Genomic DNA, 26518 nt, shown 5'->3' on the forward strand with positions numbered 1-26518 from the left:
GGATTGAATAATTGGGTTTCCCACGGGGTCGTGGGAAAGAGGGGAGAGAGTATGCCGCGCATTTCAGAAATCCGCGTCGCAGCACTGCGGCTCGTCATTGACCACGGGTATGACGGGTTCACCATGGAAACGCTTGCACAAGACGTAGGGATATCGCGGCGCACCCTTTTTAACTACGTCAAGGATAAGGAATCTGCGGTTCTGGGCCCGGAGGTTTCGGAAAAGTTCGACCAGCAATTGCAGAACTTCGCCGCTGGCCTGCCCACGGGTAGCCTGCGGGAGGATTCTGCGATCATGGCGAATGCGGAATTTGATCACGCCGTGGGCAACGATCATTTCCCGGAGATTTCCCAATTGACCGCCCAGGCGCTTTCCCAAGACGGGAAGTTGTTGTCCATGTATTGGCGCCGAAACGAGCGCGTCATGATGCACATCCGCCGGGCATTGCAAGCGCGCGAAGGGTGGAAGGCCTCGGATCCTAGGCTCATTCCGACGGTCAATATCATCCACACGCAGTTTCAAGCCGCCATCCAGACTTTCGTGGAAACCCATGGCCGGACATCCTTATCGGTGGCCTATGCGGATGCGGGCAAGATCTTCGAGGCCTACTTCGACGATGACCTAGCCTAGGTCCATCCGACGCAACAAAACCGGCGCAATAAAAATCCCCCAAACAAGCCGCTGCACACAGGCAGCGCTTTGCTCGGGGGAGACAAGAAGGCTAGTTACTAGTCCATCTTGTTGAAGGCGGTGGCCAAACCGGACTTCTTGTTGGCAGCAGCGTTGCGGTGGAAGACGCCCTTGGAAACGGACTTATCCAGCGCACGGGAAGCAACGCGCAGCTGCTTTTCTGCTGCAGCCTTGTCGCCAGCCTCTACGGCCGCACGGAACTTGCGGATCTCGGTGCGAACCGCGGAACGCACGCTCTTGTTGCGCTGACGAGACTTCTCGTTGGTCAGAACGCGCTTCTGCTTGGACTTGATATTAGCCATGAAAATACCTCTTGATAATCGAAGATGATTGATTCAGAAACAAACCCGCCGGACGTGTCCCGCGAATCCCCTTGCTAAGAACGAGGAGAGCGCTCGGCGCTGGTATTCGAAGAGCGAACCCAAGGTCCTGCCCGCCCCGGCCAACGCGCCCGGAAAGTAAGTAACTTGCACATAGTAGCAGCGCAACCGCGCACCAGCCAAGTCTGCGGGCGCCGCGCCGCTGAACTACGCCCAGTGGTAGCGCGAGCGCAAGCGGTTGGCAATCCTTTCGAACCTGCGTTCTGGAAAAAGGATGCCCTGGCGGCGCACCTGCTCCTCGGAAACCTCCAATAAACGGTCCAAGCGCACCCAGCAATTGCGCCCAGAGGCGTCCCATTCGCCGCAGCCGATTTCGAGCCAGGCATCGTCAAGCGCATGCTCCGGGTTGGCGGAAATGAGCAGGCCCGTCACGGTGGTGCGGGTGCGCCCGACCACCAAGATGGCGCGCTCGCGGGGAGGGGACTGCTTGCCTTCCGAAGGCGTCCACACCCACACCACCTCGCCGGAATCGGCCTGGCCATCCATATCGGGGGAGAAGAAGATGGAGCGGGGGTGCGCCGCGGTGGCCTCGACCTGGATGGAGGCGGCCTTGCGCGGCTCGTGGCTCTGGGTGGACCTGTCCAGCCCTAACTGGGAGTTGATGCGGTTGAGGCCGGAGTCCACGGGCTCGCGCTCGCTGATTCCGAGCGCCTCGCGCAGACGGGTGAGCATGCCGGAATTCATGTCGACTATTGTAGACGTATGTCTGAAAACTTTGCGGCCACGACGTTTACGGATCCCTCCCGGATCCGTAACTTCTGCATTATTGCTCACATCGACCACGGAAAGTCGACGCTGGCAGACCGCATCCTGCAGCTATCTAAGGTGGTTGCGGAGCGCGATATGCGTGACCAGTTCCTCGATAACATGGATATCGAGCGCGAACGCGGCATTACTATTAAGGCGCAGAACGTGCGCCTGCCGTGGGTGCCGCAATCGGGGGCATCGGCAGGCGAGCAGATCGTCATGCAAATGATCGATACTCCCGGCCACGTGGACTTTACCTACGAGGTCTCCCGCGCGCTCGAGGCGTGTGAGGGCGCCATCCTGCTTGTCGATGCCGCCCAAGGTATCGAAGCCCAAACCCTCGCCAACCTGTACTTGGCGATGGAAAATGACCTGGAAATCATCCCGGTGCTCAATAAGATCGACCTGCCCGCGGCCGACCCAGATAAATATGCGCTGGAAATCGCCAATATCATCGGCTGCGAGCCCGAGGAAGTGCTGAAGGTATCCGGCAAGACCGGCGAAGGCGTGGTTGAGCTGCTCGATAAGGTCTGCGAGCTGGTACCACCTCCCTCCTCAGAATATGAACCGGACGCGCCCGCGCGTGCGATGATTTTTGACTCCGTTTATGACACCTACCGCGGAGTGGTGACCTATATCCGCATGGTGGATGGCAAGCTCACCCCGCGCCAAAAAGTCACGATGATGTCGACGAACGCCAACCACGAGCTGCTGGAAATCGGCATCGTCTCGCCCACGATGCAAAAATGCGAGGGCTTGGGCCCCGGCGAGGTGGGCTACCTGATTACCGGCGTGAAGGACGTACGCGAGACTAAGGTGGGCGATACCGTTACCTGGTCCCACGGCGGCGCCGAGACCCCGCTGAAGGGCTACAAGGATCCTGACCCGATGGTTTATTCCGGGCTTTTCCCCATCTCCCAGGCCGATTTCCCCGACCTGCGCGATGCGTTAGAAAAGCTGCAGCTTAACGATGCCTCCTTGACCTTCGAGCCCGAGATCTCCGTCGCCCTTGGCTTTGGCTTCCGCTGCGGCTTCTTGGGCCTGCTGCACATGGAAATCACCCGCGACCGCCTGGAGCGCGAGTTCGGCCTCGACCTGATTTCTACCGCCCCGTCCGTCACCTACCGCGTGGTGGCAGAAGACGGCGAAGAAAGCTGGGTTCACAACCCTTCGGACTGGCCGGAAGGCAAGCTCAACGAGGTCTACGAGCCCATTGTCTCCATGACCGTCATCGTTCCCGAGCAGTTCGTCGGCCCGACCATGGAGCTATGCCAATCCAAGCGCGGCCAGATGGGTGGGATGGATTACCTGTCCGAAGACCGCGTGGAGCTGCGCTACACCATGCCCTTGGGTGAAATCATCTTTGACTTCTTCGACATGTTGAAATCCCGCACCAAGGGTTACGCCTCGCTCAACTACGAGGAGGCCGGCGAGCAACAATCGGACCTAGTCAAGGTGGATATCCTCCTCAACGGTGACCCGGTCGATGCCTTCTCCGCCATTATCCACCGCGATTCCGCCCAGTGGTACGGCAATAAGATGACCAAGAAGCTAAAGGAATTGATTCCACGCCAGCAATTCGAGGTCCCCGTCCAGGCGGCCATTGGTACCAAGGTTATCGCCCGCGAAAACATCCGCGCCATGCGCAAGGACGTGCTGGCCAAGTGCTACGGCGGCGATATCTCGCGTAAGCGCAAGCTGCTGGAAAAACAGAAGGCGGGTAAAAAGCGCATGAAGACCTTGGGCTCCGTGTCGGTGCCGCAGGAGGCCTTCGTGGCGGCACTGTCGACGGATGCGGACGACTAAGCACTGGAAAGCGCAGCGTAATAGTACCTTAACTTTCAGTTAACAATCTCCGCGGCGGCCGCCGCCTAAAAGCGAGGCTGAGCTGCACCTATAGGGCATTCCTGAGACTAGGAATGCCCTTTTTGAGTATTTGCGGTTTATAGGTGGGCGGCGTTTAATTTCGATTCGAAAGCGACCGATGACTCTTCGGCGAGCCACAGCCACTTTCTCCCTCTTTGTTTCACTCGACTTAAGGCGGAAAATAAGATGAAGCTTCGCTCTCGCGCTGTGGCAGTGTGCGCCGCAGCTGCTGCTACAACCTCTCTGGTTCCCGGCATCGCGCAGGCCGAAACCAAGACCCCCATCGATCACGTCGTGGTCATTTACTCCGAAAACATTTCCTTCGACCACTACTTTGGCACCTACCCACACGCCGCAAATAACGACGACGAGAAACTCCAGGGCAGCGAGAAGCCCGCCCCCAAATTCACCGCTAAGGACGATACCCCGCGGGCAGAAAACCTCGAAAATACTGACCTGCTGGGGGAGAAGAACCCCAACTCCATCAAGCCTTTCCGCATCGCTCCCGAACACGCCGTAACCACGGACCAGAACCACCATTACGCCGATGAGCAGGAAGCCTACAACGGCGGCAAGATGGACAAGTTCCCGGAGACGGTGTCCACGGACATCGATAAGTATGGCGAAGGCTCGTACGCCACCCCCGGCATGACCATGGGATACTACGACGGCAATACCGTGACCGGCATGTGGAACTACGCGCAGAACTTCGCGCTAAATGACAACAGCTTTTCCACCATCTTCGGCCCCTCCACCCCGGGAGCGCTGAACCTGGTTTCCGGCACCGTTGCGGATGCCACCATGCACGACCCAGCCACGGGCGACCAGCAGAAAATCGAGGATGGCAAGAACCACGCCCTAGCCGGCGTATCCGAGGACGGCAGCACCGCCACCGTGGTGGGCGACCCGGACCCGCTTTTCGATGACTGCTCCAATAAGTCCTCCGCCGGTACCAACCAGGTCACCGCGATGCACTCCAAGAACATCGGTGACCAGCTCAACGATAAGGACGTCACCTGGGGCTGGTTCCAAGGCGGATTCCGCCCCACCGATGAGGCGACGAAGGACTCCCGCGCCCGCTGCGGTTCTTCGCACACCACGCTGACCGGCCAGAATCAGACGGACTACAACCCGCACCACGAGCCGTTCCAGTACTATGCCTCTACCGCCAACCCGCACCACCTGGCCCCGTCCAGCGATGACATGATTGGCAAGACCGACCAGGCGAACCACCAGTACGACCTCGCGGACTTCGATACCGCCATCGAGCAGGGCAACCTGCCCTCCGTGTCCTTCCTCAAGGCCGCCAACTACCAGGATGGCCACGCCGGCTACTCCAACCCGTTGGATGAGCAGGCGTTTATCACCCACTACATCAACGAGCTGCAGAACTCCCCGGAGTGGGATTCCACCGCAGTCGTCATCGCCTACGACGATTCCGATGGCTGGTACGACCACAAGGCGCCGGAAATCCTTAATGGTTCCGACGACCCGCACCAGGATAAGGAAATCTGCACCGCCGCTGCCGCAAAGGTAGGCATCAAGGGCGATAAGAACGGCCAGTGCGGACCCGGCACCCGCCAGCCGCTGCTGGTTGTATCTCCCTACGCCAAGACCAACCACATCGATTCCACCTATACCGAGCAGACCTCGGTGACCAAGTTCATCCAGGACAACTGGGGCCTCGGCCGCTTGGGCGGCGATTCCTTCGATGATCGCGCGGGTGAGCTCACCGGCATGTTCGACTTCGCCGCCGCGGAGAAGGCCCCGAAGCTCTTCCTCAACGAAACCGATGGCACGGTGGCGGAGGATTACAGCTCCGTCGAGCGCGTCGACGACACCTCGCGCGCTGGCACCAACCTGAAGCCGGTTGTCGATGGTATGAATGACACCAAGGTTACCGAGCAGGGCGTTCCTGCCGTGACCACGCTGGATAAGGCCCAGCAGCCGGACACCAACCACGCCGCATCCGGTTCCTCCAAGGCAGGCATCATCGGCATCCTCGCCGCACTGGGCATCGCCGCCGGCATCATCGGCTGGTTCATGAGCGGCCACCCCGGCCTTGATTTGAAGAACCTGCCATTCTAATTTATGAAGATTTCCCGTTTCGCCACCGCATTCGCGCTCGCCGTTGGGCTTTCCATCCCGCAAACGGCTGCCCAGGCGAGGCTCGCCGGGCACAGCGACGAGCAACCCACGCGCGAGCTCGCCGTGCGCGATGTGTATTCCTGCCCGGCGCCTGAGGACGTGCAGGGTGAGGCGAAATGGAAGATCAATAACACCACCGGGCTCGCCCTCACGGTCTACGTTTCCGATGATAAGGGCAATGCCTACCAGGTTCTCGAGCGCGTCGGCACCCCCGCTGTCCGCGAGTGGAACCCGCAGCTGGAGGACGGAAACTACCACCTGACCTGCGTATTTCATAACGATTCCGCCGTGGAGTCCGACGTTTTCACGGTGACGGGCTCCACCGTGGCTGATGCTCCCAAGATGGTCCCCATTACGGATCACGAGGTCGCCGCGGTTTCCATCAAGCAGGCTGAAAGCCAGAAAAAGCGCGTGCCGGAGCTGCAAAAGCGTGCGCATGCGCTTGCCGATGCCACCTCTTCCTCCCGCCCCGCCGCCCAAGCCGCCTACCTGGACTACCTGGAGTATTACCGCTCCTTCGACGATTCCAGCGCGGAGTGGCCGGGCCCGGAGTTGGAGGGCTACGAAGACATCGAGCGCATCCTGTGGTCCAACCGCCCGCCGAGCGATGCCACGGGACCCGCCGCCGCGCTTGCCGATGCCACCGACCAGACCGCCCACGCCCTCGACACCTCCCATTTCGCCATCCCCGCCCCGGATTATGGGCTGCGCGCGCATGAGGTGATGGAGGAGTTCGAGCGCTTTGACCTGCGCGGCGAGCGCGATTTCGGCGCCCATGCCCTGCCTGCCGCCCTGCGCGGGGTTATTACATCGACGCGGGTGACGTTGGATCCCGTGCGCTCCTTGGTCGAGGATCGCGGTTTAGACACCGCTCCCATCTATGATCAGCTCGCGGATTTGGACTCCCTTGCTGAGGAATTCGACGATAAATACGGTGGTGCGTCTAGCGTCGCTTTTGCGGACTGGCCGCAGGAGGACCGCTTGCGCTTGCAGGCGGGCGTCGCCAAGGCGAATGAGCTGCTCGCCCCGGTTGCCACCATGACCGTTATCCGGAGGATGAACTAGTGCCGTGCCCGTTTAACTTTTCCCGCCGCTCCTTTTTGTCTGGCCTCGCCGCCTCCGCGGCCGTCGGCGCAGCCCCGGGAGCAGGAGCCGAGCCCACCTCGCTTCCGCTGGAATCCACCGATTCACTGGATCGCCCGGGCGCGCTGGATTTTCACGGCGAACACCAGCAAGGCATCATCAATCCCCCGCAGAAGTACTCGGAAATAGTGGCGCTGGACGTGCAGGTCAAGACAAAAGCCCGCTTGGACAAGATCCTGCGCACGCTAAGTGAAAGGGCGCGCATCTTAACCGCAGGTGGCACTCCCGCGCCCGATGGCATTGCTTACCCGGCGATGGATTCGGGCGAGCTGGGCCCAGAGCTGCCGGCCGATCACTTATCCATCACCCTCGCGGTGGGCGATTCGCTTTTTGATGACCGCTTCGGCCTCGCCGCCCACAAGCCCGTTCACTTGAGCGCGATGGAAGCATTTGCCGATGACACCCTGCAAGAAGAAGAATGCCACGGCGACCTCGCCTTACAGATTTGCGCCGATGAGCGCGATACCGTTCTGCATGCGCTGCGCGATATGTTGCGCCATACGCGCGGCGATGTGGCAGTGCGTTGGCGGCAGAATGGTTATATGAATTCCCCGCGGCCATCGGGTACGCAGCGCAATCATTTGGGGTTTAAGGATGGCATCGTCAATCCTGGGCCCGATGATTATGATTCGCTCGTGTGGGCAGGTTCGGATGAGCCCGACTGGGCCGCGGGCGGCAGCTATATGGCGGTGCGGCTTATCGCGATGTACACCGAGTTTTGGGATCGCATTTCCATTGCCGAGCAGGAGCAAATCTTCGGTCGCGACCGCACTACTGGCGGCCCGTTGTCGGGCGGCGATGAGCACGCCGAACCAGATTACCTCGATGATGCCACCGGTGATGTCATTCCCACCGATGCCCACATCCGCCTAGCCAACCCCCGCACCCCAGAAACCGCTGACCAGTTGATGCTGCGCCGCGCTTATAATTACGACAACGGCGTGCGCGATAACGGCACGCTCGATGTGGGGCTGGTATTTATCTCCTTCCAGCAGGACTTGGAGCGACAGTTCATCACGGTGCAAAAACGCCTCGAGGGCGAACCGCTGGCTGACTATATCCGCCCCTACGGCGGCGGTTACTTCTACGCGCTTCCCGGCATCACCGATGAATCCGATTATTTCGGCCGCAGCCTCCTCGAAGCCTAAAACCTCCTACCCAGCTAGCCACTGGTCGCTCGCGAACATCTACCACCACGCCAAGGCCCTGACTTAGCCACCACCCAGCGTTGAGGACACGCCACAGCGCACGGGCCTTACAGCGCATGGGCCTTATGGCATGCCAAACCGGCAACCGCTAAACCAGCGGTTGCTATCGGCGGCAATGAGAAGAGCAACGGTAGGAAAAGGAGCCACTTACTTAGGAACCGCAGAAGTTCTCGGGCCCGGCTCAATCGAATCAAGTAAAGGCGGCACTTAGCTGGGCGGCGAGGCCCAGGGCGGAAGCCATTCGATGCGGCCGCGATGGCGATGCAGGCGGCCGCGCACCGGTGGGGCGTGCGGGTCATCGTCATTGACGCCGTTGTGATAGGGGCAAGAAATGGTCAAGTTGTCCATATTCGTCTCGCCGCCGTGCTTCCACGCCTGGAGATGGTGGACTTGGCATTTATCGGCCGGATAATTGCACTCCGCCCACGGGCAGGAGGGGTTTTCGGCGGCGGCCATCAGCCGCTGCTTTTCGGAGGCGAACCGCGAGGTTCTATAGAGGTTGACTGGGCCCTCGAAGGGGTGAATGAGGGTGACAAGGCCGACCTCGGCAAGCTTTTTCTCCACCAACTTGGTCCCGGAAATCTCGGCGCCATTGGTCATCTGCAGCGTGACCTCTTCGCCGCCACCGCTTAAGATCTTGTCCATCTCATCGAGGTGGATGACAATATTGGTGCTAGCCACCGGGCGCGTGGCGCCACCGCGGAAGAAGATGCGATCGACGGCCTCGAGCGGGGAATCCTCCCCAATGGTGGAATGCAGGTCGGCGATGAAATCGGAATCGCCGGTAATCGACAGCGTGGAGGGCCCGCCCTTTCGCCGGGTCATGCGCACCCCGCGCTGGGGCGGGTGAGTTGTGCGCCTTTGTTCGGGTTGATCTCATCCCAGCAGATCGGCATCAGGTTTCCTTCCATAGCAGGTGTTCAAGAGTCATGTGAACAATATCGTCACATGATTTGCGATCGGTGCTCGACAGCCCGGTCGAGCAATTCGTGCTATCGGTGAGCGCGAACCAAAACTCCGCAACGCACAGCCACCATTGTCCTAGATGACCGTTGTTTACAAGTGTCCCATAGATTTGGGATCGCTGGCGACCACGCGGTGCTGATGTGGGGCCCGACCCCCGGAAAGTGGACACATCGGGGGCTAGCTATGCTGCTGTGGTCAGTATAGCCGAAGTCTTGGTTTCAAAGACATCAGGCGCTACGAGATTGCACCAGGAGTGCCGCCGGCGCGTGTTGTAGCGCATGCACCACCGGAAGACCTCTTGGCGACAGCTAATTGGGTTGTCAAAGACTTTCCGATCACGCAGCACTTCCCGCTTTAAAGTGGCGTTAAACGATTCTGCCAAGGCATTATCAGCACTCGTTCCTACCGCTCCCATGGACTGGCGTACACCTAACGACGAGCAGTAGTTCCTAAAGGTTTGTGAGGTGTACACACTGCCGTGATCAGAATGGAAAATAGCCCCGTCAAGACTGCCGCGCACACCGTGTGCGTGGGCTAGGGCATCGATTGAAGTGCCCCGGGTTTTGTTCCTAGGCATTTGCCTTGTTTTCCATTATTGCCTGTTGCGGGGTCTTCTTCCAAAATTCGGATTCCACCTCGGCTGGGGTTCGGTATCCCAGGCTTTGGTGGAGCCTTACCTCGTTCCACCATGACACCCACTCGAACGTCGCGATTTCTACCTCTACAACGTCATCCCACCTGCGGGTATGGATTAGCTCGTTCTTATGAGGGGCCGTTAACGTTTTCAGCCAGAGCATTATCATAGGAGTCACCGACAGTCCCAGTGGAAGCGGCAATGCCATGCTGGGAAAGGCGCTGGTTGTAGACAACGCTGACGTACTGCGATCCGTGATCCGAATGGTGAATGAGACCTGTTGTTTCCTCAGCACACTTGGGTCGCCTGGTTGAGAGCTTGCAGCGGCAGTGCTTGAAGTGCGCATCGAATCTGACAGCGCCCATCCGACGATCCGCCGGGAGTAGACGTCGGTGACAAATGCGGCATACACAAAGCCTTTCTTCGTGCGCACGTAGGTAATGTCGGCCACCCGCAGCTTATTCGGGCCCCGGGCTTTAAATTCACGCTCGACCAAATCCGGGCGCAGATCAGGCACGTTAGCTTTTCGGGTTGTAATCGGTGATCCGCCTTTGCCTTTGCCAGAAACGCCAGCCAGGCGCATCAGCCGGGTAGCGTGTTCACGACCGATATCGATTCCTTCACGGCGAAGAGCATGCCACATTTTCCGCACACCGTAGACACCATAATTATCTCTATGAACAGCACTAATGCGTTCAACCAACGCAGCATCACGAAGTCGACGAGCACTTAACCCGCGAGCCTTGGACTGGCGATACCCACGCGAGGTGATAAACCCACCAGCCCGGTTATTTTTCAACGTCTTGCAGATGAACTCGGGCAGAGAAACGATTCCGGTTTTCATCGATGAACCGGATCATTTCTTAACGTTTGGGGTCGAGTCATGAGGCGAAAAAAGCCAAGGCAGCCTTCAACAACTCATTAGTATCGCGTAGCTGGTGATTTTCACGACGTAGCCTCGCGTTTTCGGCAGCCAAATCTTCAGGCACAGGTTCTGGGATGCTCCCCGCACGGCGGGCAGGCTTAAGTCCATTGACGAGCCGTGTGCCATGAAACCCCCAGCTTTGGGGCTACTGCCTGGCACGCGGCCTGCATCGACATATTTTCCGCCACGATGCGGTCTTCCACGAGACGGACCACACGGTCCTTTGCATCCTGGTCAAATTTTCTCGGCATGTTCCAGATTTTCCCATCTACTCAAACGGAACAAAACCTGGGACACTTCAGACCTCTCGTTGAACTCAGCATCATCAGAGCTCGGCATCAATCGAGCCTCGCTGCATTCTTGGGTCAAAAAGTACGGCACTGGCAAACGTGCCCGCATAAAAGCCGTGCATGAGAAAGCCCAAGCGGCGAATGATTCTGCGCGAATCCGACAGCTAGAAAAAGAAGTCTCTAAGCTGCGCGAAGAACGCGATATCCTGCGTAAGGCCGCGAAGTATTTTGCCGAAGAGACTCACTGGTGATCCGCTTCCAGTTTGTCGATGACCACCGAACCGAGTACTCGGTTAAGCGGATGTGCGATGTATTAAAGCTCAATCGCTCCTCGTTTTATAAATGGGTCCATACGCGTAAAAAGCGCAGGTTAAAGATATATTCTGACGGTCTTATTGGTGCAAGAATCAAGACCATCTTCGATGATGAGCACGGGCTTTATGGTGCTAAACGCATCGCCGCAAGCCTCAAGGAAGACCTGGCGTATACCCCGGTTAATCACAAGAAAGTTGCACGCATCATGAAATCCATGGGGTTAAAAGGCTTTAGCAAACGGCGTCGATGCATTACTACCAGGCGTAAGCCTGGTCACCGTGTCATGCCAGATCTAGTAGGCCGCAAGTTCACAGCTGACGAGCCGAATCGTGTGTATGTCGGCGACATTACCTACTTGCCCTGTAAGGGCGGCAAGAACATGTATTTGGCCACAGTCATTGACACTTCATTCACGCAAACTTGCAGGGTATGCACTCGCAGACCACATGCGGGGCTCACTGGTCATCGATGCCCTAGCCCACGCACACGGTGTGCGCGGCAGTCTTGACGGGGCTATTTTCCATTCTGATCACGGCAGCGTGTACACCTCACAAGCCTTTAGGAACTACTGCTCGTCGTTAGGTGTACGCCAGTCCATGGGAGCGGTAGGAACGAGTGCTGATAATGCCTTGGCAGAATCGTTTAACGCCACTTTAAAGCGGGAAGTGCTGCGTGATCGGAAAGTCTTTGACAACCCAATTAGCTGTCGCCAAGAGGTCTTCCGGTGGTGCATGCGCTACAACACGCGCAGGCGGCACTCCTGGTGCAATCTCGTAGCGCCTGATGTCTTTGAAACCAAGACTTCGGCTATACTGACCACAGCAGCATAGCTAGCCCCCGATGTGTCCACTTTCCGGGGGTCGGGCCCGATGTGGTGGTCTTAGTGACCGTTACGCCGGTGGTGTCGGCGGCGATCTGCTCCCAGTGCGTGCGCTCGAGAGAGGGAAGTGCTGCCCACAACGCCATGCGAAGGTAGGCTCCGCGACTGCGGTTGGTGCGTGCGGCGAGCGCGTCGAGGCGCTCGACGAGTTCGGGTTCTACCCGCATCGAGACCACGGGTCCGCGCCCGACCCAGTCTTTCTGATTCCTCGTCGCCACCACCGGCCCCCTTGTCTGCGCGCATGTTTGCGCGGGTGTGTTCACGGTTCGTTGTAGACACTGTTTACACATGGCCCGAACCCGCCGCCACCCCGGGATGACTTTTGTGCGGAGACTGCCGCCCGGTTATGGGTAAACAACGTTTACACTCGGGTTATGTGGTGGTCAGTGCTGGCGCATCAACTCACCGTTACAAGGCGTCTATTTGCACAAGCTCTCGTTTCCCTCCTCCCGCAGTAACAGGGGCAAAAGTAGGGGGATTGTGATTGATATTCGCCCACAGTTCCTGCCAAGAGTCCGATTCCGCTAATAGGCTCAATTCTTCGAGCCGTTCAAAAATGGGGGAGGGCATAGAGATTTTCATGTTCACTTCTGGCATCAAGACCGTGTGCCTTTCTGAGGCTTGACTTCGATCGCCAGGGCAAGCTTTGATGATCTCCATAAACGGCCAGCAGTATGCGGTGTCTACGAGCGTTTGAAATTCATCGTCGGAATATAAAGACTTCACAGGAGCCCCGGGAGGGTCGACCATATATCCTCTCCAGTGGTCGTTTTCGAAATAAGATAGGGAAGCAATCCTTGGAGCAGCGCTACCGACGAGTTGTCGTACTGCGTCTGGCGCGCTAGACAACTGGGTTTTCGCCTTTGAGACAGAAGATTGGTCGAATCCATTTGTTCGACCTTTCGCCTCGACGAGCAATCTCCCTAGACTGTTCGCTGTCGCGCCTTGCCTGTAGCCCACGAGGTCGGGTCGTTGGACGTTTCCTATTTTCTGTCCGAGAAATTTCAGTACCGCATCGACGTGCACCAAATGGGGTGTGTTCCACAGCTTCTTGGCAATAATGGCCGGCAGAACCATACCCAGGCAGTAGCTCACTCCACTTTTCTCACTGGGGTCGAGGCGCTTATATGAAGAATTTTGCTTCCAGCTACCTGAAGCTTGGTCCAAGTTCGCCAGGATCATGTTTACGCGCCATAAAAACTCGCGCCATGTGCGCGGCGGAGTTCCAAAAACTGCCGAGGTTGCCCCGACGTCTGCGGCGGCCTTGCAGACCTCATGGGATGAGACATCGATAGGAAAGGTGCCGTTTGGCCAAGGCCAATCTCTTGGCCAAGAGATTGGCCTTGGCAAAGAGGTAGGGAAATTTTCAGTTGTGATCTCAACCAGAGGCATGGGATATCTACTTTCATATTAGAAATATCAGTTGATCGCGTATCGCGATTGAGGAACGGTACTTGTCTATATCTCGTCGGAATGAGCTGTAGGCAGACGTCCATAAAACAGCTCACGCGCCGCACAATACGGGGCGGGGTGCGGGCAGTGTGGGGATCAAGTCCTGGGAAGTGGTGTATCTGGCTTTCGAGTATGTGGTTAGTTTCGGGGGCGGGTGCTTGGGGCCGTCTCGGGGGCGGGGTTGGGTAAGCATTAGGCGGCGATCTCCTTACCGTCGGTGGGAGTGTCGTCGACGAGGTTGGCAGCGATGATCTCCTTGGTCTGGGTCAGGCTGGTCAGCGACATGTAGCGTTTTTGCTGGGTCCACTCATCGTGTTGTTCCGCAAGGACGGCCCCGACCAGCCGGATGACGGCCTCACGGTTTGGGAAGATCCCAACTACGCAGTTGGGCGAAAAGTTAATCTACTACCATTTCGAAGCATTATTCGGAGGAGTTCAAGTGTGATGCCGTGTCCTTGCATGAAGACCATCTGGAGCATTCATAGTCCTCTGCCACCGCTGGCCTAAGAAACAATCGTATAACCTTGAAGGCCTGAGTCGAGAAGTACGGAACGGTTAACTCCAGTTAAAAGCAAGATTTTATTAGACGTACTTTTTTGCTTCTCGCATCATCATCTCAAAATGACCCCGATGCGCTCCATTAGAGGTTTTCTGGAAGACCCGCTCAAACGCTTCCAACCAGCGCTTGTTAGAGACAGATGATTGAGCGTAAACCTCTGCGCCCACGATGGTGTGGGAACCACCGTGCGACCAGGCAATAAGCGCATCGTGAAGCGTCTTTTCAGGGGGTTCCAGTCCTTCACCAATCTTATACAGATTCTCTTGGCCGCCCAGAGTAGAAAAGTAGCTCTCTAGAATTCTTCGCAAAATATTCGGAAGCCAAGGCGTCCGAGAGTCGGGATATAGTTGCGCAGTGGCCACCTCGTCCCAAAGTTCCTGATAAGCCGAACGGATGGGATTCTTCCGCCCACAGTCTTTCATTTGGTTCGGTTCAGGCGAGAACTTTCTGATTCGGTAGAATTTCACTTTTGGTGACTCTTCACCCTTGTGGCTATAGCTGACTTCTTCATGAAACCGAGTGTTATGGGTCAGGAGAAGCACTTGCGAGACCCGGTCGTGTTTTTGCTGGCGGACCTTCTGAATTAGGTCGCGAGTTAAGGCAGAGACCACGAACATGATATCGCCGTCAAGACTCGAGATGGGATCATCGATAATTGCGCAGATCTTCTCGGTTTCCTCATCCTGCCTTACTTCGGAAAGCGAATGGTAGAAGTAAAGGAAGGTGACGAAGGTGCGCTCTCCTTCACTAAGGGTAGCGATATCCGCTGTTTGAGCATCGTCTCGAACGATTCGATAACCATCCTTCGTGTGGTGTGCTTTCGCCAGCTTAAAGCTATGAAACTGGCTCATTTCAAGCATTTTATTGATCGTTTCAATGGTGGCTTCACTGGAAGTGGTCTGGGCTCGAAGCTGGCGTAGCTCGCTCTCGTAACTTTGGCAGAAGCCCTCCTGCTGCTCAATCTTTTCCTGGAGCCCGTTGATCTTCTTGTCTACCTTTTCTTTTTCCTTAAGAAACGTCGTGATGAGGTCATTTACGTGACCTCGCACAAACTCTCGCCAGGCGTTGTCGATAATGATGGAACGCTGGTCCTTACGGGTCCGAATGATTGTGTTGTTCTTCTTTATCTCTTCATTTGCTCGATCGACGATCGACACAAGCACTGCATGAGATTGGGCTACACTCCCTACCTCTATGGCATCCGACGGTTTCATCATTTTTTGTTCGAGAGATGTCGCAATGCTTTTCAAGCCCACTTCGACAGCCTCAAAGGCCTGGTTAATCTCCACAGATCCGCCGCCGTATTGCAAAACATCAACATTCTGCTTTTTATAAGAGGTTAGAGATTGATCAAAGGCTTCAAGCTCCCGTTGAAACTGTTCGATCTCGCCACGCTTTTCTTGATAAGTATCGTCAAAGAGGCGCGCAAGCTGCTCGCCTAGGTTTTGGGGAGCAGTCTGCTGACAAAACGGGCACAGTGTGGCAGAGTTCCGTGGATCATGGAAGTGCTCCACCCCCTCCCTCACCCAGTCGGAGATACCTAAACGTTCAATCATGTCGGACAACGGAACATCCGCGCTGCCAACAATCGGAGTGCGGAGCGCCTCGCGCAGATTCCCTTCATCCCATTCCAGAACTGGTACAGGGAGGATTGGTGGTTGCTCATCGATTTCCTTCGAGAACACAACGCGGGCCTTTGATAAAAGAGAATCGAAAGTTTCCTCGCCTCTATTAGGGAACTCGGCAGCTTTCTCAAGAGTGAGTTCAAGACACCGATCTCGCCCACCATTCAATCCGGTCATCTCGCGCCTAAGCACTTCAGGTATGTCGCTACGGCGCTCCCAAACCTTGTCACGAAGATCTTTGCGCTTAGCCTCGAGATCGTTTTTCGCTGTCTCAATCGCGCTCCGAAAGTTTCCAATTTTCCCCTCGGCTTTTTGGAGGGCATCTTGTAATTCTTTGATCTGGTTAAAGGTTTCTTTGCTGTCCTCACCGAGAAGAAATACGCCACGTTCCTCAGCTTTGGTGAACGTTTTATTCACGTAATCCCGGTTGTAAACCTTTACCGTCTGCGACCCCGAGGTCCATTGGACATGAGAGTAGTCTTTGTCAATGCCATTTAAGCTCGGAGCTAGGCTCCGGCTAATCGATGTCTTACCGGAACCATTGGGCCCAAAGACATAGTTTATAGTGGCGAGGTTATCCAGAACCTCTTTGTCACCAAAGCTAGGAAGCTCGGAGAGGGAAACCGACTTGATCATGGGTGTCTCCTAAACGTTTCCGCGGGTCAGTTGTTGGACCAAAGCTGCTCTCATGGTCTTAGCCTAGCGCGGGTATCGCATATGCATCATCCTAAAATGAGAATGCCGCGCCTTCTAGGGCCGTTGGAAGGCAGTGGCCTTTTAGAAGGAAGCAAATGTAGGTGAGCTGCCCAGTCACGGAGACGGACCCGCCCTACAGGTAGTTGAATGGTCTCTACTTCCGTTCCATCTGAGTAGACAAGAGATCCTAGGAGAGAGTGTCTAATGGTTTGTGTGTAGGTTCCCAACCTGCATAAGGAGATAAGCCAGAATGACTAGTGTGGCACGACGAGATCCGGCTGATAAGGCCAAGATTGATGCGAGTGAAAAGAAGCTGCTTGCTAACCCTGACATCGCGAAACTGATTGATGACCTAGGCACTTCCACCGCGGATGCCAACGACCTGGTTCGGGGCATGTTGCAGGCCTCGATTACCAGGGGTTTGAATGCTGAGATGGATGCCCACCTTGGCTACGAGTCTGGCGACAGGAGTGCTAAAGCTGCTGCTGGGACAGACAATTACCGCAACGGGTCGTATCCAAAGACCGTGGATTCTAACTACGGGCCGGTGGGGTTGCCCGCAAATCGTGGACACGTAGTGGAGCTACCTAGTGGTTAGGCAGCTATTTCTTTTCTGCTGGTGGTTAGGCTGGTGTGGTTCTCGAAATCGACGGGGCTGACCATCCCGAGTGCGGAGTGCCGGCGCCGACGGTTGTAGACGGCTTCAATCCAGTAGGCAACGGCCTGACGCGCAGTATCGCGGGTTGGCCAGCGCTTCCGGTCGTAGAACTCGGTCTTAAGCGTCGACCAGAACGACTCGGCCATCGCGTTATCGAAACACACCCCAGTACGCCCCACAGACTGAGCAACACCTAGGTTGCGGCACACCTCCCAGAGCTGCTCGCTGGTAAATTGTGTTCCCCGGTCGGCGTGAAACACCAGCCCGTCAGGAACGTCACCACGGAAGTGTATGTGCCATCCGCAGTGCTCGTTCGACCAGGTATGTATCTTGCACGCTATCCATAGCCCAGCCCAGCACCCTGCGGGAATGACCATCGCGAACTGCGCATAAGTACAACCAGCCCTCGCCGGTGCGCAGGTAGGTAATGTCTGACATCCATACTCGATTGAGCTCGCCGGTATCAAACATGCGCTTTACCAGGTCAGGAAGACTCGACTTACGTTTAGATTGAATCGTTGTCGCTGGGACGAAGGCACGCGGTGAAATTCCTTCAATGCCCATCAGGCGCATCCGCTTAGCCACAGTCTTGCGGTTAAGAACAATCTGGTAGCGCTCACCTAGTTCTGCGGTGATTCGCGGGGCACCGTAGACCTCGTTGGAGTCTTTCCAGATCTGATGAATCTTGCGGTCAACATCATTGTAAAATGCTGCACGATCATCCTTACCGGTTAAGCGTTGCTGCTGTATATGGGTCCATTTGTAGTATCCAGACCGAGATACCTTCAAAAGGCGTGCCATGCGCTTGATGCTGTAGTTAGCCTTCTCCTGCTGCGGGCCCGACCCCCGGAAAGTGGACACATCGGGGGTTAACTATGCGACTTTAGCTAGTATAGCTGAAGTCTCGGCTTCAAAGACATCAGGAGCCACAAGATTGCACCAGGAGTGGCGCCTGCGGGTGTTGTAGCGCATGCACCACCGGAAGACTTCCTGACGGCAGATAATGGGATTATCAAAGACTTTCCGATCACGCAGCACTTCCCGCTTTAAGGTGGCGTTAAATGACTCTGCCAGGGCATTATCGGCACTCGTTCCAACCGCGCCCATGGACTGGCGCACACCTAACGACGAGCAGTAGTTCCTAAAGGCTTGTGAGGTGTACACGCTGCCGTGATCGGAATGGAAAATAGCCCCGTCAAGACTGCCGCGCACGCCGTGTGCGTGGGCTAGAGCATCGATAACTAGTGAGACCCGCATGTGGTCTTCGAGTGCATAACCTGCAAGTTTCCGTGAATAGGTGTCAATGACTGTAGCCAAATACATGTTTTTGCCTCCCTTGCACGGCAGGTAGGTGATGTCGCCTACATAGACGTGGTTCGGCCTGTCAGCGGTGAAATTGCGGCCTACTAAATCTGGCATGACACGGTGGCCAGGCTTGCGCTTGGTGGTGATGCATCGACGTCGTTTGGTAAAGCCTTTTAACCCCATGGATTTCATGATGCGTGCGACCTTCTTATGATTGGTCGGGCCGAGGTCCGTATCGTCGTTGAGGCTTGCGGCGATGCGTTTGGCACCATAAAGCCCGTGCTCATCATCGAAGATGGTCTTGATTCTTGCACCAATAAGAGCATCAGAGCACATCTTTAACCTGCGATTTTCGCGGGTATTGACCCATTTGTAGAACGAGGAGCGATTGAGCTTTAACACATGGCACATCCGCTTGACCGAGTACTCGGTTCGGTGGTCATAGACAAACTGGAAGCGGATCACCAGCGTGTCTCTTCGGCAAAATATTTCGCGGCCTTACGCAGGATGTCGCGTTCTTCGCGCAGCTTAGAGACTTCTTTTTCCAGCTGACGGATTCGCGCAGAATCATTCGCCGCTTGGGCTTTATCATGCATGGCCTTTGTGCGAGCACGTTTGCCGGTGCCGTACTTTTTGACCCAAGAATGCAGCGAGGCTCGATTGATACCGAGCTCTGCTGATGCTGAGTTCAGCGAGAGGTCCTCATTGTTCTCATAGAGGGCCACGGCATCGCGTTTGAACTGTTCGGAGTACCTAGACATGGTGGTAGATTACCTTTCTTCCCAGCTCGACTGGGCTGGATATCAGGTGTCCACCACATGGGGGTCAGGTCCTGCATTAATTCGAACTTTTCTGTTCGCGTTGCTTTGCGGTGAAGAAGGCTGTCGCTTTTGACAAAAACTCATTATCCATCTTGGCTTCTGCCAGCTCACGACGCAGACGAGCGTTCTCCGCACGAAGATCAGCCTCGCTTAGCCCATCAGAGGATCCTCGGCGTTGACGCTCATTTTTCACCCACCGACCTAAAAGACCAGGTGCGACACCAATTTCTTTCGCTACATGAGCAATCGGGCGTTCTGACTCGATTACCAGGTTCGCGGCTTCGCGTCGATACTCCGGTGTGTATTTCTGGCGTTGTTGACTCACAATGAACATCCTCTCTTACGGACACAAGATCCGCACTAATCGGGTGTCCACTAAACGAGGGTAACCTCACCGGTTACGGTTGATGTGCCGAGAGATCGGGCTGGAACATTCTTGCCGACTATGGCCCCTCAAAGGCTCGAGGAGATTGACCGACGTTGATGACATGATCGTCAGCTTGTATGCCGGCGGGATGACGATTAGGGATATCCAGCATCATATGGCAACTGCGATGCGTGTCGATATTTCCCATGAGACGATCTCCGCAGTCACCGATGTCGTCGGCGATGAGGTCATGGTCTGGCAAAACCGCCAGCTAGACGAATTCTACCCCGTAGTGTTTCTCGATGCGCTGCGCATTAAAGTCCGCGACGGTGGCCGAGTGGTCAACAAGTCCGCGTACATGGCAATTGGTGTGGATCTTGACGGTATTAAGCACATTTTGGGGTTGTGGATTGCCAAAGAAGAAGGCGCTTCATTTTGGGCGCAGGTATGTGCCAATCTTTCTAACCGTGGGGTCAAGGAAGTCTTTATCGTCTGCTGTGACGGGCTTAAAGGCCTGCCAGAAGCTTATCGAGGCAACCTGGCCGAACTCTATGGTGCAAACCTGTATCGTGTACCTGATTCGCGCCGCTAACCGGTGGGTAGCCTACGGGGATCGCCGGGGCGTATCGGCCGCGTTGAAAAAGATTTACACCGCTGCAGACGAATCCACAGCTCAGGCTGCTTTAGACGAATTTGAAGCCTCTGAATTAGGAGAAAAGTATCCCCGCTCAGTCAAGGTCTGGCGGGATGCTTGGGCGCGTTTCGTACCGTTTCTGCAGTTCCCGCCAGCAGCCAGGAAGGTAATCTATACGACGAATTCGATGAATCATTCAACAATGAACTGCGTAAAGCTACCCGCAACAGGGTGCAGTTCACCAACGATGAATCAGCGATGAAGACGCTGTGGTTGATGATCTGCAATATTGAAGACAGACGAGCTGCCAAGAGGGTGAAGCAGGGCAAACGCGTCTCAGCGACAGCCGGCAGACTCATGGAAGGAGCCCGAGTTTCCGGCTGGAAACAAGCCATCAACCAAATGGCCGTGGCCTTTCCCGACCGCTTCGACAAGTACCTATAAACCTAACCCCACACACAAACAACTTGACACGCTCGGTGGGGCCGAAGTAGGCATCGGCAAGCAGCAGCAATTCGCGCGATTCCTGCCGGGAAATGACAATCCGGCGCAGGTCCGCCTCGGCAAGGCCGAAGACCTCTCCGAGAAGCTCCATCGGCGAGGTTAATTGGCGGGCGTAGTCCTGCAAGCGGGTCATGCCTGCGAGGTTAAGCCACCGTCCACCCGCGGGAAAGCCCTCGCCGCCCCGCCTGTGGATAACTCGCCCCACGCGTCACACCTGACGCCTCGACGCCCATTCACCCTGTGGATAACCTGCGGTATTGTCGAATACGACAGCGAGTAAAGGAGCCCACATGACTGATCCCACGAAAATTGTCCGCCCCAACCACCCCGGCCGTAAGTCCGTCCCGCGCCAGGCGCAGGAGTTGCCGCCGCTGCCGGTGACAAGGGCGCGCATCGGCAAGCAGCCGGCGACGGAGATTTTTCAGGACATGGGCGAATCCATGGTGGAGGACCTGCAGGACATTCGGCGCGATTTGCACCGCCACCCGGAAATCGGGCTGCATCTGCCGCGCACCCAGAAAAAGGTCCTTGAGGCGCTTGAAGGCCTGCCGCTCGAGATTCATGTGGGGCAGGATCTCAGCTCCGTGGTGGCGGTGCTGCGCGGTGGCAAGCGCGGCGAGCGGCCGGTTTCGGTGCTATTGCGCGCGGACATGGACGCGCTGGAGGTGCATGAGCAGACCGGCAGCCCCTTTGCGTCGATCAATGAATACATGCACGCCTGTGGCCACGACCTGCATACCGCGGGGCTGATTGGGGCCGCGCGCATGCTGTGTGAGCACCGCGAGGAGCTGCATGGCGATGTCACCTTTATGTTCCAGCCCGGCGAGGAAGGCCCCGGCGGTGCGCAGCCGATGATCGAGGAAGGCGTGCTTGATGCCGCTGGCAGGCGCCCAATTGCCGCCTACGGCCTGCACGTGGGCCCGCAGGACCGGGGCACGTTCCACTATGTTCCCGGGCCGATGATGGCGAGCTCGTCCAACCTGACCATTACGGTGCTGGGCAAGGGCGGGCACGGTTCCCGCCCGCACGATGCCATCGACCCCGTCGCGGCGCTGGCGGAAATCCAGATGGCACTGCAGACCGCGCTGACGCGCCGCTTCGACGCGCTGGAGCCCATCGTGATCACCGTGACCAACCTATGGGCGGGCAATGGTGCGTATAACGCCATTCCGGATCGCGCGGCGCTGGGGGCGACGGTGCGCGTGCTTCGCGATGAAAAGATCGACGCTGTCCGCCAAATGATCACCGAGGTCTCTAGCTCGGTGGCTGCCTCACACCGGTGCACCGCGCAGGTGGATTTCGAGGTGTTGTATCCCACGACCAAGACGAACCCGCGGGAGAACCAATTCGCTGCCACGCTGTGGGGGCAGATGTTTGGTGCGGAAAACATGCAGCCCTTCGAGGCCCCTATGATGGCGTCCGAGGACTTCGGCTATGTCCTTTCCCAAGTGCCGGGCACGTTTATGTGGATGGGCACGGCCAACCCTTCGACGCCCGAAAACCAGCGCGAGTGGAATCACTCGCCGATGATGCGTTTTGATGACTCCGTGCTCGGCATGCAAGCGGCGGCGCTCGCCGCCGTGGCCTTCGAGCGCCTGGCCACCGAAAACGAGCACCCTTCCGCGCAGACCAAGGCCATGCGCGAGGCCGCCGGCGTGCAGAAATAATGTTAATGTCGGCGGATAACGGCAGAGCCGAGGCCGATGAGCGCGATGGCGCCGACAATGATGGAGGCTACCGGCCAGTACTGCGGGAAGTACTTGAGCGTATAGCCGAAGACCTGGCCGTCATCGAAGCGCCGCGCCAAGGCGAAGGGCATCCACCACAGCTTGCTTACTGCGAGCACCGCGCCCAGTACACCGGCGATGACCCGCCCGCGCCCGCGTAGAAATATGCTGGCGGCCACGAGTACGATGCCGGCGATGGTGAGTGCGAAGAGCAGGGGAGTGTTGGTGCTAAGCGGCGAGCCGCGCAATAAGAATTCGTGGTCAATCTCGTGCTGCTCTATGAGGGTGTAGCCGTCGAGGACGACGTCGCTGGGAAGACCCATTACTTCTCCTCCTCTGGGTCGTAGCCATCGGACCATTCGCCGGTTTCGAAGTCATAATCGACGTTTCGACCTTCTTCGTCCGTGCGCTGGTACCACTCAGTGTAGCGGTCTGCGGCGGAATCGAAGTCATGGCCGGCCCCGCGGCCGTCTTCGGCGTGCTGGACGGAGAACTCGAACTCATCGCCATGCTCTGCGATGCCGCGCATGACCGCATTGTCCATTGCCGAACGGGCATAGGTGCGGCGGATAAACATTGGATCAGACCGCAGATCCTTGATGAACGCCACCATCATGGTTAGCAGCACGAGGCAGAAGGGCAAGGCGGCTAGGATGGTGAGGTTTTGCAGGCCCGTGAGCACGTCTTCGCCGCCGGTCAACAGCATGACGATGGCAATTCCCATCATGCACAGGCCCCAAAAGATGACGATGAGCTTATTCGGGGTTGGATCGCCCTTGGAGGACATGGTGCCCATGACCACGGATGCGGAGTCAGCCGAGGTGACAAAGAAGACCGCGAGGATGACCAAAAGGATAAAGGGGGTGATGGTGCCAAGGGGAAGATCCTGGAACATCGAAAAGAGCACCTGTTCATTGGAGGATTCACCGTCGATGCCCTCTACGCCATCTCGGCTGAAGGTAATGGCGGTGCCGCCAAAGATGGTAAAAGCCAGCGCCAAAATGGCGGTGGGGGCGAAAATGGTCACGGCGGCGAATTCGCGAATGGTGCGGCCGCGGGAGATGCGGGCGACGAACATGCCCACAAACGGCGTCCACGCAATCCACCAGGCCCAGTAGAACGCCGTCCAGTAAGACTGGAATTCAATGGTCTCATCGCCCCAGGACAGCCCCTTGGCCATCATGGGCAAGAATTGATCGATATAGGTCACGATGCCCGAAGGAATCAGGTTCAGCAGCAATAGGGTGGGCCCGACCAAGAAGACGAAGGCTACAAGCCCCAAGGTCAAGGTGATATTGATATTGGACAGGTAGCGCACGCCACGCGCGACGCCGGAGACCGCGGAGATAATAAACGCGCAGCCTAACACGGCGATGACGATGATGAGCGCGGAATTGGTCATGGGGCCCGCGCCGCGAATGATACTGACACCCTGGCCGATTTGAATAGCAGAAAGCCCCAAGGTAGCGGCGGTGCCGAAGAGGGTGGCGATAAGCGCCATGACATCGATAAGCTTGCCCAGCGGGCCATCCGTGGCGCGGGAGCCGAAGAGCGGCTGGAAGATGGAAGAAATGAGGGGAACGCGCCCGCGCCGGTAGGAGGAGTAGGCAATCGCGGCGCCAACCAAAGCATAGGCTGCCCACGGGGAAATGCCCCAGTGGAAGTGCGATTGGGCCATCGCTTGGTGCAGTGCCTCGACGGAGCTGCCATTATCCACGGTGTGCGGGGGAGGGCTGAGGTAGTGCGATAGCGGCTCGGAGGGGCCGTAGAAGAAGATGCCGACGCCGATGCCGGCGCCAAACATCATCGCTACCCAGCTGAAGTAGCTGAATTCGGGCGTTTCCGTATCCGTGCCGAGCTTGATGCGGCCGAGGCGAGAGAACCCGATATAGGCCATGGTCACGGTGGCTAGCAGCATGGTGATATTCAGCAGCCATCCGGTATTGGTGATGGCCCAGTTAAAGGCAGTGGAGGAGGCGGCGGCCAGGTTATCGGGCATGGTGATGCCCCAAATGATGAAGGCTACGATGAGGACGGCGGTGATGGAAAATAGCGATTTATCCAGGCCGAAGCGGTTGCGTTGGTCCTCAACGCTGATGCCCGGCACCAGCCCGGGGTGCATATTGTGCGGGTAGAGCCCGACGGCGCTGCCCTTATCGTGCGGTTCGAGGGAGCGCTTGTAGGCGCGGGAGGAAGAAGTCACGGTGTCCTTAGCTCGGCGAGGGTCCGACCCCCAATTGTTCAGTACCGCGACGCATTCCACAAGCTAGCGCTGTTGGGCGTGCGCGGCGTGAATCTGCTTGACGATGCCATCTAGCTCCTGCCTGCTTGCCATCCTGAACGGGTGCGTGGAGCAATAATCGAGCAAGAAATACCCCGCGTGCTGGATGGCGATGTGCCGCTGCCACAATTCGCGGGCGGTGGCGGGGTTATCGGCGGCGAGGGATTGGATGGCGCGGCGCTCGGATAATAACTCGTATTGCAGGTCGCGGCGGCTGGTGAGGACCTCTTCGGGGGTATTGATAAACAGCAGCCCGAGCAGGGTGGACATGGATTCCATGGCGCGGGTTTGCAGGCGGTGCTGGTTCCGGACGGGCGCGGAGCGCTGCCAGAACCACAGCACGATGGTGGCCACGATGATGGAGATGAGGACCTCGCTGATGCGCGCCTGGATGGTGGGCCAGAGGGGGCGCTGCGCGGAATTGCCCATCAGCAGCGCGAGCGGGGTGGAGAAGATGACGCAGATGGCGTAGTTCTTGGCCACGAAAATCTCCGCGCAGAATTGGCAGGCGGCGAGGGCTAGCAGCAGGCTCCACCCGGACACGCCGAAGTAGTGGAAGATAGAAAACAGCATGACGCCGACGATGGAACCGGCCATGCGGTGGATGCCGCGGACGGTGCCGGCAACGTGGTCTGGTCCCCACTGCAGCATGAGGAAGGCGGAGACCACGCCCCAGTCTGGGCGGTCAAAACCTAAAGACAGGCTGACCATCGTGGTGATGGCGGCGGAGACCACGATCTTTTGTGTGGTCACCATGGCATGCGAGTCCCGCACCGCGGCGCGGTAGATGCGGTAGCGCCCGGTGGGGCGGGTGTGCGGGATGGCGGTGCGGTGCGGATCCACATCGGTGGCGTAATCAGTCAGCAGATCGGAGGAAGAACCCAAGTCCAGCGCGCGGTTATGCGCGACGATGCGCCTTTGGGCCTGCAAGGTGCGATCCACCAAGCCCGCGGCGGCGGAGTTGATGATGCGGCCGCCGCGGATGATGCCGGCATCGGCAAGCGCTTGCCAGGCCGTTGAGAGCGCCGTTTGGGCCTGGTGGTGGCGGGCGAGGGAATCATCCTCGCCGGAGACAAACGCGGCGGTGGCTTTTTCCAAGGCGGCGACGGCGCGGCGCTCGGGGCCGTGCACATCAATGAGCGCGGGCGCCATGCCCAGAATCAGGCTGGCCAGCACGCCCGTTAGGGACCAGAAGAACAGCTGGCCGACGCTCGTATCCGTCCGCGCCAGCATCACCGAACCGCCGCCGACCAAGACGAGGAAGAAGGCGCCCGGCGGCGGCAGGCGCAGCGCGTTCTGGGTAAAACCGCAGAGCGCGGCGAGCAAGAGGGAATAGAATCCGGCGAGCAGCAGCCACCAGTGCCCGTGCCCGGGGACGAAAATGAGGTGGCCGACCAGCACGCCCACGGTCGCCACGGTGGTCAGGGCCAGGCCCGCGGTGAGGATGACGCGGGGCCGGGTGCGAAAGGGGTGGCCCTCGCCGAAAATCACGGCAAAGGCGCCGGTGGCCAGCAGCAGGATGGCGTAGTCGTGGCCGGTGAGCAGGGCGAAGGCGCCGGGAAGCAGCAGCGCCAAGGCCGCGCGCAGGGCACCGGGCCAGCGCACGGAGGCGGTATTAAAAGCGGTCAGCAACTGGGTGGTGCTGGGGCGTTGCGGGATAGGGTGGTCGGTGCTCACGAGCCTGCGGGACTCCTTTC

Annotated in this window: 18 protein-coding genes and 8 pseudogenes; 9 read left to right on the forward strand and 17 right to left on the reverse strand. The window is 57.7% G+C overall.

What is annotated here, in order from left to right; translation table 11 throughout:
- The first annotated feature begins 51 nt into the window (after window positions 1–51).
- Window positions 52–630, forward strand: a complete 579-nt coding sequence (locus ACP8KU_RS02850; protein WP_484483947.1) for a TetR/AcrR family transcriptional regulator — start codon at window positions 52–54, stop codon at window positions 628–630.
- Window positions 631–728: 98 nt separating this feature from the next.
- Here the strand turns inward: ACP8KU_RS02850 and rpsT are convergent, their stop codons facing one another.
- Both rpsT and ACP8KU_RS02860 read right to left on the reverse strand, forming a co-directional pair.
- A complete protein-coding gene (gene rpsT / locus ACP8KU_RS02855) occupies window positions 729–992 on the reverse strand; it encodes a 30S ribosomal protein S20 (protein WP_005278016.1) in 264 nt (87 codons plus the stop codon).
- 225 nt (window positions 993–1217) lie between these two features.
- Entirely contained in the window at window positions 1218–1754 is a 537-nt protein-coding gene (locus ACP8KU_RS02860) for a type II toxin-antitoxin system PemK/MazF family toxin (protein WP_023017102.1), read from the reverse strand.
- An 18-nt stretch (window positions 1755–1772) separates the two neighbouring features.
- Between ACP8KU_RS02860 and lepA the strand changes: the two genes are divergently transcribed.
- From lepA to efeB, 4 genes are all read left to right on the forward strand, one after another.
- Window positions 1773–3623, forward strand: a complete 1851-nt coding sequence (gene lepA, locus ACP8KU_RS02865) for a translation elongation factor 4 (RefSeq protein ID WP_484483948.1) — start codon at window positions 1773–1775, stop codon at window positions 3621–3623.
- A 246-nt stretch (window positions 3624–3869) separates the two neighbouring features.
- Window positions 3870–5771: a phospholipase C gene (locus ACP8KU_RS02870; RefSeq protein ID WP_237800936.1), complete on the forward strand. Its 1902-nt coding sequence runs from the start codon at window positions 3870–3872 to the stop codon at window positions 5769–5771.
- A gap of 3 nt (window positions 5772–5774) precedes the next feature.
- Entirely contained in the window at window positions 5775–6896 is a 1122-nt protein-coding gene (locus tag ACP8KU_RS02875) for an EfeM/EfeO family lipoprotein (RefSeq protein WP_284623223.1), read from the forward strand.
- On the forward strand, window positions 6896–8122 hold the full coding sequence (gene efeB, locus ACP8KU_RS02880) for an iron uptake transporter deferrochelatase/peroxidase subunit (protein WP_484483949.1): 1227 nt from the start codon (window positions 6896–6898) through the stop codon (window positions 8120–8122). The genes ACP8KU_RS02875 and efeB overlap by 1 nt, the downstream gene beginning before the upstream one ends.
- Before the next feature lie 267 nt (window positions 8123–8389).
- On the opposite strand, the pseudogene ACP8KU_RS02885 reads toward efeB, so the two are convergent.
- The 4 genes and pseudogenes from ACP8KU_RS02885 to ACP8KU_RS02900 all read right to left on the reverse strand — a co-directional run.
- Window positions 8390–9025 (reverse strand): annotated as a pseudogene (locus ACP8KU_RS02885) (HNH endonuclease signature motif containing protein); the annotation flags it as partial.
- A 304-nt stretch (window positions 9026–9329) separates the two neighbouring features.
- Window positions 9330–9692 (reverse strand): annotated as a pseudogene (locus ACP8KU_RS02890) (transposase); the annotation flags it as partial.
- Between the two features lie 25 nt (window positions 9693–9717).
- A complete protein-coding gene (locus ACP8KU_RS02895) occupies window positions 9718–10626 on the reverse strand; it encodes an IS3 family transposase (protein WP_484483950.1) in 909 nt (302 codons plus the stop codon).
- A 179-nt stretch (window positions 10627–10805) separates the two neighbouring features.
- A pseudogene (locus tag ACP8KU_RS02900) lies at window positions 10806–11004 on the reverse strand (hypothetical protein).
- On the opposite strand from ACP8KU_RS02900, the pseudogene ACP8KU_RS02905 reads away from it, so the two are divergent.
- Window positions 11000–12142: pseudogene (locus ACP8KU_RS02905) on the forward strand (IS3 family transposase); the annotation flags it as partial. The pseudogenes ACP8KU_RS02900 and ACP8KU_RS02905 overlap by 5 nt on opposite strands.
- Here the strand turns inward: ACP8KU_RS02905 and ACP8KU_RS02910 are convergent.
- The 4 genes and pseudogenes from ACP8KU_RS02910 to ACP8KU_RS02925 form a co-directional block, all read right to left on the reverse strand.
- The gene (locus ACP8KU_RS02910; protein WP_484483951.1) at window positions 12120–12482 is read right to left on the reverse strand and encodes a ribbon-helix-helix protein, CopG family; all 363 of its coding nucleotides are present in this window, start codon (window positions 12480–12482) and stop codon (window positions 12120–12122) included. The pseudogene ACP8KU_RS02905 and the gene ACP8KU_RS02910 overlap by 23 nt on opposite strands.
- A gap of 118 nt (window positions 12483–12600) precedes the next feature.
- Window positions 12601–13584, reverse strand: a complete 984-nt coding sequence (locus ACP8KU_RS02915) for a hypothetical protein (RefSeq protein WP_484483952.1) — start codon at window positions 13582–13584, stop codon at window positions 12601–12603.
- Between the two features lie 252 nt (window positions 13585–13836).
- Window positions 13837–14025 (reverse strand): annotated as a pseudogene (locus ACP8KU_RS02920) (transposase); the annotation flags it as partial.
- Window positions 14026–14226: 201 nt separating this feature from the next.
- A complete protein-coding gene (locus tag ACP8KU_RS02925) occupies window positions 14227–16464 on the reverse strand; it encodes an AAA family ATPase (protein ID WP_484483953.1) in 2238 nt (745 codons plus the stop codon).
- A 310-nt stretch (window positions 16465–16774) separates the two neighbouring features.
- Between ACP8KU_RS02925 and ACP8KU_RS02930 the strand changes: the two are divergent.
- Window positions 16775–17092, forward strand: a pseudogene (locus ACP8KU_RS02930) (transposase); the annotation flags it as partial.
- A 71-nt stretch (window positions 17093–17163) separates the two neighbouring features.
- Here the strand turns inward: ACP8KU_RS02930 and ACP8KU_RS02935 are convergent.
- The 3 genes and pseudogenes from ACP8KU_RS02935 to ACP8KU_RS02945 form a co-directional block, all read right to left on the reverse strand.
- Window positions 17164–18007: pseudogene (locus tag ACP8KU_RS02935) on the reverse strand (IS3 family transposase); the annotation flags it as partial.
- A 48-nt stretch (window positions 18008–18055) separates the two neighbouring features.
- A protein-coding gene (locus tag ACP8KU_RS02940) for an IS3 family transposase (RefSeq protein ID WP_484483954.1) occupies window positions 18056–19248 on the reverse strand; the annotation gives its coding sequence in 2 pieces (ribosomal slippage) (window positions 18056–18969 and window positions 18969–19248; 1194 coding nt in all).
- A 76-nt stretch (window positions 19249–19324) separates the two neighbouring features.
- On the reverse strand, window positions 19325–19633 hold the full coding sequence (locus tag ACP8KU_RS02945; protein WP_484483955.1) for a transposase: 309 nt from the start codon (window positions 19631–19633) through the stop codon (window positions 19325–19327).
- Between the two features lie 69 nt (window positions 19634–19702).
- Here ACP8KU_RS02945 and ACP8KU_RS02950 point away from each other — a divergent pair.
- Window positions 19703–20753, forward strand: a pseudogene (locus ACP8KU_RS02950) (IS256 family transposase); the annotation flags it as partial.
- Here the strand turns inward: ACP8KU_RS02950 and ACP8KU_RS02955 are convergent.
- A complete protein-coding gene (locus tag ACP8KU_RS02955) occupies window positions 20704–20946 on the reverse strand; it encodes a hypothetical protein (RefSeq protein ID WP_484483956.1) in 243 nt (80 codons plus the stop codon). The pseudogene ACP8KU_RS02950 and the gene ACP8KU_RS02955 overlap by 50 nt on opposite strands.
- A 157-nt stretch (window positions 20947–21103) precedes the next feature.
- Between ACP8KU_RS02955 and ACP8KU_RS02960 the strand changes: the two genes are divergently transcribed.
- Window positions 21104–22480 carry a M20 metallopeptidase family protein gene (locus tag ACP8KU_RS02960; protein ID WP_284629199.1) on the forward strand — a complete coding sequence of 459 codons (1377 nt, stop codon included), beginning with the start codon at window positions 21104–21106 and terminating at the stop codon, window positions 22478–22480.
- 2 nt (window positions 22481–22482) lie between these two features.
- On the opposite strand, the gene ACP8KU_RS02965 is transcribed toward ACP8KU_RS02960, so the two are convergent.
- The 3 genes from ACP8KU_RS02965 to ACP8KU_RS02975 all read right to left on the reverse strand — a co-directional run bounded on the left by ACP8KU_RS02965 (window position 22483) and on the right by ACP8KU_RS02975 (window position 26498).
- Complete coding sequence (locus tag ACP8KU_RS02965) at window positions 22483–22863, reverse strand: hypothetical protein (protein ID WP_284610434.1); 381 nt, start codon at window positions 22861–22863, stop codon at window positions 22483–22485.
- Window positions 22863–24662 (reverse strand): BCCT family transporter, encoded by a 1800-nt coding sequence (locus tag ACP8KU_RS02970; protein WP_484484149.1) that lies wholly within the window; start codon window positions 24660–24662, stop codon window positions 22863–22865. The genes ACP8KU_RS02965 and ACP8KU_RS02970 overlap by 1 nt, the downstream gene beginning before the upstream one ends.
- A 144-nt stretch (window positions 24663–24806) precedes the next feature.
- Window positions 24807–26498 carry an FUSC family protein gene (locus ACP8KU_RS02975; protein ID WP_484483957.1) on the reverse strand — a complete coding sequence of 564 codons (1692 nt, stop codon included), beginning with the start codon at window positions 26496–26498 and terminating at the stop codon, window positions 24807–24809.
- Window positions 26499–26518 lie beyond the last annotated feature (20 nt).

The organism is Corynebacterium sp. LaCa_282, assembly GCF_057198125.1.